This is a genomic window from Enterococcus camelliae, from assembly GCF_042685105.1.
In the GTDB taxonomy this organism is placed as follows: Bacteria; Bacillota; Bacilli; order Lactobacillales; family Enterococcaceae; genus Enterococcus_G; species Enterococcus_G camelliae.
Genome location: NZ_JBHUMO010000044.1, coordinates 1466 through 1939, shown reverse-complemented (window position 1 = coordinate 1939; position 474 = coordinate 1466). Strand labels below are relative to the sequence as shown.

Sequence of the window (474 nt, the reverse complement as noted above, 5' to 3'; positions counted from 1 at the left end):
TGGGTGATGAATGCCGTTCGGTATGAGGATTACCGTTGGTAACTCGAAAACCGACAATTAAGGCACATTGCCTTTTTATTTTGTCCTATGTTATAATCAGTCCATATAAGGAATGAGTTGATATAACATGGAATTAGATACAAACAATCATTCAGTATTTCTTCTTTATTATCACCTTGTTTTAGTAACTAAATACCGTAGACAAGTAATTGATGAGGAAATATCTGACTATGCTAAAGCGACTTTTGAAAGAATTTCAGAATCGTATCACATTACTTTAGTTGAGTGGAATCATGATAGAGATCACGTTCACATTATGTTCAAAGCTCAACCTAAAACAGAATTGACAAAATTCATCAATGCCTATAAAAGTGCTAGCTCACGTTTGATAAAACGTGATTTCCCAAAAGTGAAACAATTTCTTTGGAAAGAAATGTTCTGGTCTAAAAGTTTTTGTCTTTTGACAACTGGCGG

General features: G+C 33.8%; 1 protein-coding gene. It reads left to right on the top strand.

Going from position 1 to position 474, the window contains the following annotated elements:
- Nucleotides 1-127: 127 nt before the first annotated feature.
- On the top strand, nucleotides 128-474 hold a 347-nt coding region (tnpA, locus tag ACFSR0_RS06995), incomplete at its 3' end, for an IS200/IS605 family transposase (RefSeq protein ID WP_379981269.1).